Source organism: Sphingomonas sp. (assembly GCF_013816785.1).
Taxonomy (GTDB): Bacteria; Pseudomonadota; Alphaproteobacteria; order Sphingomonadales; family Sphingomonadaceae; genus Sphingomicrobium.
This window is the reverse complement of sequence record NZ_JACDDV010000073.1, coordinates 1-7992: the sequence shown is the minus strand read 5'-3', so window position 1 is coordinate 7992 and position 7992 is coordinate 1. Positions and strand designations below refer to the sequence as shown.

Genomic DNA, 7992 nt, shown 5'->3' with positions numbered 1-7992 from the left:
CCGCTGAAGTGCGCGAGAGGGCGCGGGAGTTCCAAGGGAGCGAAAATGCCCAAGATCGACCAAGCGCATATACTGATCGTGGCAACCGACAGGTTCGAGGAGAGCGAACTGTTCGGGCCGCGTAAGATTTTGCTGGATAGGGGCGCGAAAGTGACGCTGGCGTCGCTGACGCAGGACGAAATCATGGGCACGGTTCATGACGAGCCGGGCAGGCGGATTACGCCGGGCGCCACCATCGCCGAGGTGCGGGCGACCGACTATGATGCGCTGCTGTTGCCTGGCGGGATCGGCAACCCGGACCGGCTGAGGATGCATGAGGATACAATTGGGCTAATCCGCGAATTCGCCAGTGCCGACAAACCGGTCGCGGCGATCTGCCACGCGCCTTGGCTGCTGGTCGAAGCCGACCTTCTGCGCGGCAAGAGGGCGACCAGCTGGCCGTCGATACGTACCGACCTTCGCAATGCAGGGGCAGAAGTGGTCGACGAGGCGGCGGTGACCGACGGCAATATTATCACCAGCCGCAAACCAGACGATGTCCCGGCCTTTACCGACGCCCTGATCGCGGCGATCGAGGCCCGGGCCTGATCCGGGTCTAAACCGGCTGGCAAGGTTTATGCCCTATCAGCGTAGGGATGGATTGGGGATTAGAACAGCATCCGATTGAGACACTGGCCATCTGGGCTGCGCCGGCGGTGCTGGCGGCGGCGAGTTGCTGGTCGGCGACGGTCTTGCTTGGGGGGCCGGGGGCGGTGATCGCTGCGCTCGGACTAGCCTATTTGATCGGGATAACTGCGATGCGCGTGGCGGGAAGCGAAAGCGGGTCCCTGAAGATGGCGCCTTTCGAGCCACTTCCTTTCGATAACACAGTCGACGAATTGTTGCTTGACGATCCGTTGGGGTCGGTCGAGCCCGACGCCAGGGTCAGCCGGCTGTTCGCCCCCGACGAGCGGACGCCGGGCGCACTGGTGATGAGAATCGCCGATTACCTCGGCGATCGGCCCGCGCCCGCATTCGACGGCGGATCGTCCAACGAAACGCGGCCGCTAACCGATGCCAGCGCCGCGTTGCATGCCGCGCTCGCCAATATCAGAGCTTCTCTCCGCTGATCATTCGAAGATTGTCAGGGCTTCGATGGATAGGGTGACCGACCCGTCGCGGTTGCGCACGGGCGGGCATGCCAAGGCGATATCCGCGACAATCTGCCCCGGAATGGAGAAGTCTCCCTCGCTGAGGTCTTGCGTCAATTGCGCTGCCAATTCATCCGCGCCGGGACCGGGAACGCGCAAGATCATTTCATGGCGTTCGCCGACAAATGTAAGCGACTGCCAATCGATGGATGTGAATTCGGTGAGCAAAATCCTGTCGCGATCGACCCCACCGCGGCGAAGAAAGGCGCGCAACAGGCCTGCTGCGGCGAGCGAAAGCGCAAGCTTCATCATTGACCATCCTCCAGAAAAGACTGCACCCGTTGGATGGTGCTGGCGCGCGGTTCGCGCCCTCGCCGCAAGTCAAACACGAAGCGCGGATCTCCCATGACCAGGCGGCCGAAACGTGTGGCCGGCGTGTTGTTGAGTTTCAGGAATTTCTCGACCTCTCGAAGTATATGCACGGCGATTTGTCTCCACCAAAAGGCGACTCGGCAACGCATCAATTCCAACGCATTTCCTACTTGTCTAGGAATTTTCCTATGGTTAAAGGTGTCGTCATGTCTGCCGACCCCCGCCAAACGCTGGAACAGCTCTGCGTTGAGAGAGGCGAAAATTTCGCGTCGCTTTCGCGGCTGATCGGCAGGAACGACGCCTACATTCAGCAATATTTGCGAAAAGGCACGCCGCGCCATCTGCGGGAGCGTGAGCGCCGAACGCTTGCGCGTTACTTCCAGGTGCCCGAATCCATGCTCGGTGGCCCGCCCAACGACGATGCCGCAGCCTATGGCGCGCTGGTGCCGGTAATGCGGAGCGAGGTGCGGGCATCTGCCGGCCCCGGCGCCATCCCCAACGACGAGCGGGCGCGGCCCTATTTCGCGTTCGACCCGCGCTGGCTCAAGGCGATAACCTCGGCGCCCACCGCGCAATTGTCGATGATTCGAGTCGAGGGCGATTCGATGGCGCCGACGCTCAATGCCGGCGACGACATATTGGTCGACCTGTCGGCCTGCGCCGAGCAGTTGCGCGACGGCATCCATGTGCTGCGCGTTGACGACACGCTGCTGGTCAAGCGGCTGGCGATTCATCCGGTGGGCCGGCGAGTGACGGTCCAGTCGGACAACCCGGCCTATGGCGACCTGCCCGACTGCGGTCTCCATGAAATCGAATGTATTGGCCGGGTGATCTGGGCCGGGCGGAGAATTGCGTGACGGTGGAGGTGCGTCGGCTGGGATCGGGCAATCTGGCGGAGGCGCGCGGGATGAACGCGCTGTTCGCCGAGGTGTTCGAGGACCAGGCGAGCTACGCCGCGCGGCCGCCAGAGGACGACTATCTACGCTCGTTGCTCGGCCGCGATGAGTTTATCGCTCTGGGCGCTTTCAAAGGCGACGCGATGATCGGTGCGCTAGCCGCCTATGAACTGCCCAAGTTCGAGCAGCGGCGGAGCGAGATCTATATCTACGACCTGGCCGTGCGCGAGGATCATCGGCGGCGTGGCGTGGCGACGACGCTCATCGAAGCGCTGAAACCGATCGCGACTGCGCGTGGGGCGTGGGTCATTTATGTCCAGGCCGACCCGCCCGATGCGCCGGCGGTAGCGCTTTACGACAAGCTCGGGGTCCGTGAGGACGTACTGCATTTCGACATCAGCCCCGGCGGCGATCCCAAAGCCAGATAGCGAGCGCCAGCGCGACGCCGATAGCGAAACCGGCCAGCATCCACACGATCGGCTGGCCGACGTTAATGCCGTGGACCGCGCCAATAACCGGACCGAGGAACAGGAAGATGCCGCCGGCGGCCGGGGTGCGCTTGCTCATATCGCGCACATGCCCTCCCTTAATCTCTCCGGCAAGCAGGAGGGGAGAAGATGGTGAATTCTTCGTTGACCGCGTCCGTCACCCGAAACGCAAGGCGCGGCGGGTTACACGGCGCCATGGACACGCCTTTCATCTCCGGACGCGGCGCGCTGGCCGATGCGGCGCAGCTGATCGAGGCCTATGGCGACGATGCCGGGTTCGAGGCGGCGGCGCGCGCCGAAGTGAGCCGCGACAAGGGCAATGTTATCCGCTTTTGCCACTGGCGGCAGATCGAGCGGGTGATCGTCACGCTGACCGAACGTGAGGTTCGCGGCACCATCCACTAACATATTGGCCGCGTGCCATTTTGCAGGTGGTGGCGTCGGCCAGTCTCCATGCTAGGCTATCGCCGGTATGAGTGGGCGACACGCCGGGCGGGGAGCCGTCACCATCTTGCTGGCGGGCTGCGCCGGGCTGGCGCTCGGGGCGGCACCGCTGCGCGCGCAGACAGTGCCGACGGACCCCGCTGAGCTCGACCCGTCGGCGCCGTTGGACCCGATGCCCGACCTCGGCGTCGACTGGCCCGACCTTGAAACGCCGGAACCGGCGCCGCCGCCCGAAGCGCAGGGGGTCGCGCCCGCCGATGCTGCTGAAGCGACATCGGAGGCGCTCGAACGGGTCGAGGATAGTGCTGCTGCGCGGCAATATCGCTGGACCCTGAGCGGGCTCGAGGGGGTCGAAGGCGGCGACGCTGTGCGTCTGGGCTTCGAACAGCGATCGGCGCTGAAGGAGGATCGCAAGTCGACCGCCAACGCCGCGCAGATCGACCGTCGTGCCCGCGCCGATGCCGAGCTGCTCGCCGAACTATTGCGCAGCCAGGGCTATTATGACGCCGCCGCCGAGCCGCGGATCGAGGCAAGCGGCGCTGATCTTATCGTCGAGATCGCGGCCGTGCCCGGCCCGCGCTACAGGTTCGACAGCGTCGAGCTGCCCGGTCTCGATCAGGCTGCGGGCGAGGAAGCGGTGCGGCTGCGCGCGGCTTTCGCGGTCAAGACGGGCGACCCCGTGATCGCTCAAAAGGTCATCGACGCCGGCATCGCGCTGCAGGTGGCGCTCGGCGAGCGCGGCTTCGCGACGGCCAAGGTCGGCGAGCAAGACATCGTCGTCGATCATCAGGCGACGGTGGCGCGGCTGGTGCTGCCGGTGACACCCGGCCCGGTGGCGAAGTTCGGCGTCATCCGCGTGTCGGGCGCGCCGCCCTTTTCGGCGCATCATGTCGGCGTCATCGCGCGGTTCAAGCCGGGAGATCGCTACGAGAAGAGCGAGGTCGACGACCTTCGCCGGGCGCTGGTGGCGACCGGGTTAGTAGCGTCGGTCGAGGTAGCCGCACAGCCGCGCGACGAGGGGAGGACGATCGATCTGGCGGTGACGCTTCAGCCCGCGCCGATGCGGACCATCGCCGGCGAGCTGGGTTACGGCACCGGCGAAGGTCTTCGCGCCGAAGCGAGCTGGCAGCACCGCAACTTCTTCAATCCCGAGGGCGCGTTGACCGTGCGGGGCGTTGGGGGGACGCAGGAGCAATTGTTTGCGGTCTCGATACGCCGCAACAATTGGCTGCGCCGCGACCAAGTCCTGAGCGCGCAGGCGCTGGCGAGCCATGTCGACCGCAAAGCGTTCGAGGCCAAGACCTTGTCTTTATCGGGCGGGTTCGAGCGGCAGAGCAATTTCATCTGGCAGAAGAAATGGACATGGAGCCTGGGCGCCGAACTGATCGCGACCGACGAGCGCGACACGATCGCGGCAACCGGCCTGCCGCGACGGCGAACCTTTTTCATCGCCGCGCTGCCAGGCAGCCTGGGGTATGATGGCAGCGACGATCTGCTCGACCCGACAAAAGGCTTCCGCCTGCTCGGGCGGCTGAGCCCCGAAATCAGCTTCCAAGGCGGTACCTTCCCCTATGCGAAGGCGCAGATCGACGCGAGCGCCTATCGTCGAGTGGGGAAGCGGATCGTTGCCGCCGGGCGGCTGCGGCTCGGCACGATCGCCGGCGCCGGGCGCGACGATATCGCGCCGTCGCGGCGCTTTTACGCCGGTGGCGGCGGGTCGGTGCGCGGATATGGCTATCAGCGATTGGGTCCGCAGGACGTCGATGGCAACCCGATCGGCGGGCGCAGCCTGGCCGAGTTCAGCCTTGAGGCGCGCATCCGGCTGAAGGTGCTCGGCGGCAATTTCGGAGTGGTGCCGTTCGTCGACGGTGGCACGCTGTCGACACAGGCGCTGCCAGATCTCAAGCATTGGCAGATCGGTGTCGGCATCGGCGCGCGCTATTATTCGAGCTTCGGGCCGATCCGGATCGACGTCGGCACGCCGCTCAACCGTCAGGCGGGCGACAGCCGCATCGCGGTGACCGTCAGCCTGGGCCAGGCCTTCTGATGGCCGGAGTGGTGGTCGCGGACGGGCGGGGGCCGCAGCGGATCATCGTCTCGCGCCGCCGCCACTGGAGCCGGCGGCTACTCAATGAACTGACGGTGCTGCTGCTCGTCCTGCTGGGGATCGGGGTCGGCGGCCTGATCTTGCTCGACACCGCGCCAGGTCATCGCTTTATCGTCGACCGCCTGTCGCAGATCGAAACAGCGACCGGCCTCAAAATTCGAGTGGCGCGGATCGAGGGGTCGATCTTCGGCGCGGTGAAATTGAAAGGCGTGGCCGTCAGCGACCCGCAGGGCGTATTCCTGACCAGTCCGGAAATTCACGTCGATTGGGCACCGGGCGCGTGGCTCTACAATAGCCTGCACATCGACCGGCTCGAGGCCAGGCTGGTGCGGGTCGAGCGGTTGCCCAAGTTGCGGGTGACGGGGCGCAAAGGTCCGCTGCTGCCCGGCTTCGACATTCACATCGGGCGCTTGCAGATCGACCGGATCGAGCTGGCCAAGGCGGTCAGCGGCACAGCTCGGACCGGCAGCCTCAACGGCGAGGTGGAGATACGCGCCGGACGGGCGATGGTCGGGCTCAATCTGGCGATGCTCGACGGCGACCGGCTGGCGGCGCGGATCGACGCCGAGCCCGACCGGAACCGCTTCGACATCGGGCTGCGAGCGATCGCACCGGGCGACGGGCTGCTACCTGCGCTTACCGGGATCAAGCGGCCGATCGACCTGACGATCGAAGGCGACGGCAGTTGGACGCGGTGGCGCGGCGTGGCGCGGTTGTTGGTCGAGCGGCGCGATACCGCCAATCTTGCGCTGGCAGCGGACAGCGGGCGCTATCGACTGTCGGGGACGATCGCGCCCGCGCCCTTGCTCAAGGGCCAGCTGCAGCGACTGACCGCGCCACTGGTCAAGGTCAATGGAGCGGCGACCTTCAAAGAGCGGATTCTCGACGGCCAACTGACATTGGTATCGCCGTCGCTGCGCGCGGTCGCGTCGGGCGCGGTCGACCTTGCAGCGCGGCGCTACGACAAGGTCAGCGTCGGGCTCGACTTGCTGCGCCCGCCGGCGCTGTTGCCTAATATGACCGGTAAGAGCGTGCGCATGGTGTGGACGCTCGACGGGGCGATGGACCGCGCCGACTATGCCTATCGCCTGACCAGCCCCCGAGTGGCGTTTGACGACACCGGGTTCGTCGATGTGCGCGCGGAGGGGCGGGGCAAGCTCACGCCCTGGCCGATGCGGGTGCCGCTGCTCCTGAAGGCGCGGGCAATTACCGGCGTTGGCGATGTCGCGGGCGGGATTCTCGGCAATCTGAGTGTCCAGGGGATGCTGTCGATCACTCCGCAGCTGGTGCGGGGCGACAAGCTCGCGCTCCGCAGTGACCGGCTCAACGGCACCATGTCGCTGTTGATCGACCTTAAGACGGGGCGGTTCGACGTTGTCTTGTCCGGGGGCCTCAAACGCTACCTCATACCCGGACTCGGCATCGTCGATATCGAGACCAGCTTGCGGGTCGTGCCCGGCCCAAATGGGAAGGGATCGGGAGTGGTCGGCAACGTCCAGGCGTGGGTGCGGCAGCTCGACAATGGCTTCCTTGCCGGGCTGACCGGCGGGCTGCCGCGGCTGACCAGCGATTTGGAGCGCGGCAGCGACGGCATTCTTCGCCTCACCAACTTGCAGCTTTATTCGCCCAAGCTCAGACTGTCCGGGCAGGGCATCCGTCGTCGCGACGGCACATTCCAGATCGAGGCGCGCGGTCGGCAGGCGCAATATGGCCCGCTGCGGCTCAGCCTCGACGGGCCTATCGAGCGGCCAAAGATCGAGCTGTTTCTCGACCGGCCCAACGACTCGCTCGGAATTCGCGACCTGCGGCTGCTGCTCGATCCGACACCGGTCGGGTTCGCCTATCGCGCCAATGGCCAGTCGCGGCTCGGGCCGTTCACGTCCAATGGGCAGATATTGCTGCCGAAAAACGGCCGGGCGACGATCGCCATTGCCGCGCTCGACGTTTCGGGCACGCATGCGACTGGAAGCCTGCGGTCCGACCCGGGCGGCTTCACCGGCGGCCTGCGCGTCACGGGCGGCGGGCTGGACGGAACTCTCGGCTTCGCGCCAGTCGGCGGGGACCAGAAGATCGAGGCACACCTCACCGCGAGCAATGCCAGCTTTCCCGGGCCACCCGCGCTCAGCGTGCGCTCGGGCCGGGTCGACGGAACGATCCTGCTGGCAGAGGGGCGAACCACGCTCGACGGCGTCGTGACCGCTCGGGGATTGCAGACCAGCGGCGTGATGCTGGCGCGGCTAACCGCCAACGCCAGGCTGGTCAACGGAACTGGTCAGGTGCGCGCGGCGATTGCCGGAACCCGTGGCACGGCGTTCAACCTGGTAGCGCTGGCCGAGGTAACGCCCGAACGGATAAGCGTCACCGGGCGCGGCGAACTCGACCGACGACCGCTGACGCTGGACAGCGCGGCGGTGATCACTCGGGTCGAGGGCGGCTGGCAAATCGCGCCGACTCGGGTGCGCTTCGCCGGCGGGCGCGGGACGCTGTCGGGCCGCACCGGCGCCCGGCCCGAGCTGCGCGCCGACATTGAGGCGATGCCGATGCAACTGCTCGAC

General features: G+C 66.2%; 9 protein-coding genes and 1 pseudogene. 7 read left to right on the top strand and 3 right to left on the bottom strand.

The genetic code is table 11. The features are described 5' to 3' along the window. Positions 1 to 45: 45 nt before the first annotated feature. Both H0W65_RS11560 and H0W65_RS11555 read left to right on the top strand, forming a co-directional pair. Entirely contained in the window at positions 46 to 588 is a 543-nt protein-coding gene (locus tag H0W65_RS11560; protein WP_294007730.1) for a type 1 glutamine amidotransferase domain-containing protein, read from the top strand. 47 nt (positions 589 to 635) lie between these two features. Further along, a complete protein-coding gene (locus H0W65_RS11555; RefSeq protein WP_294007729.1) occupies positions 636 to 1109 on the top strand; it encodes a hypothetical protein in 474 nt (157 codons plus the stop codon). On the opposite strand, the gene H0W65_RS11550 is transcribed toward H0W65_RS11555, so the two are convergent. Both H0W65_RS11550 and H0W65_RS12225 read right to left on the bottom strand, forming a co-directional pair. Beyond that, positions 1110 to 1442, bottom strand: coding sequence for a hypothetical protein (locus H0W65_RS11550; protein ID WP_294007728.1), 333 nt, complete (start codon positions 1440 to 1442; stop codon positions 1110 to 1112). Beyond that, the gene (locus H0W65_RS12225; protein WP_367120145.1) at positions 1439 to 1843 is read right to left on the bottom strand and encodes a hypothetical protein; all 405 of its coding nucleotides are present in this window, start codon (positions 1841 to 1843) and stop codon (positions 1439 to 1441) included. Before H0W65_RS12225 ends, H0W65_RS11550 begins: the two co-directional genes overlap by 4 nt. A 42-nt stretch (positions 1844 to 1885) precedes the next feature. On the opposite strand from H0W65_RS12225, the gene H0W65_RS11540 reads away from it, so the two are divergent. Both H0W65_RS11540 and H0W65_RS11535 read left to right on the top strand, forming a co-directional pair. Next, entirely contained in the window at positions 1886 to 2359 is a 474-nt protein-coding gene (locus H0W65_RS11540) for a helix-turn-helix transcriptional regulator (protein WP_367120144.1), read from the top strand. Next, positions 2317 to 2826: an AAC(3)-I family aminoglycoside N-acetyltransferase gene (locus H0W65_RS11535; RefSeq protein ID WP_294007726.1), complete on the top strand. Its 510-nt coding sequence runs from the start codon at positions 2317 to 2319 to the stop codon at positions 2824 to 2826. Before H0W65_RS11540 ends, H0W65_RS11535 begins: the two co-directional genes overlap by 43 nt. Here H0W65_RS11535 and H0W65_RS11530 read toward each other — a convergent pair. Further along, on the bottom strand, positions 2795 to 2965 hold the full coding sequence (locus tag H0W65_RS11530) for a hypothetical protein (protein ID WP_294007725.1): 171 nt from the start codon (positions 2963 to 2965) through the stop codon (positions 2795 to 2797). The genes H0W65_RS11535 and H0W65_RS11530 overlap by 32 nt on opposite strands. A gap of 116 nt (positions 2966 to 3081) precedes the next feature. Between H0W65_RS11530 and H0W65_RS11525 the strand changes: the two genes are divergently transcribed. The 3 genes and pseudogenes from H0W65_RS11525 to H0W65_RS11515 form a co-directional block, all read left to right on the top strand. Continuing rightward, complete coding sequence (locus tag H0W65_RS11525) at positions 3082 to 3291, top strand: hypothetical protein (protein WP_294007724.1); 210 nt, start codon at positions 3082 to 3084, stop codon at positions 3289 to 3291. A 67-nt stretch (positions 3292 to 3358) separates the two neighbouring features. Beyond that, positions 3359 to 5377, top strand: a complete 2019-nt coding sequence (locus H0W65_RS11520) for an autotransporter assembly complex family protein (protein WP_294007723.1) — start codon at positions 3359 to 3361, stop codon at positions 5375 to 5377. Next, positions 5377 to 7992: pseudogene (locus H0W65_RS11515) on the top strand (translocation/assembly module TamB); the annotation flags it as partial. The gene H0W65_RS11520 and the pseudogene H0W65_RS11515, both read left to right, overlap by 1 nt.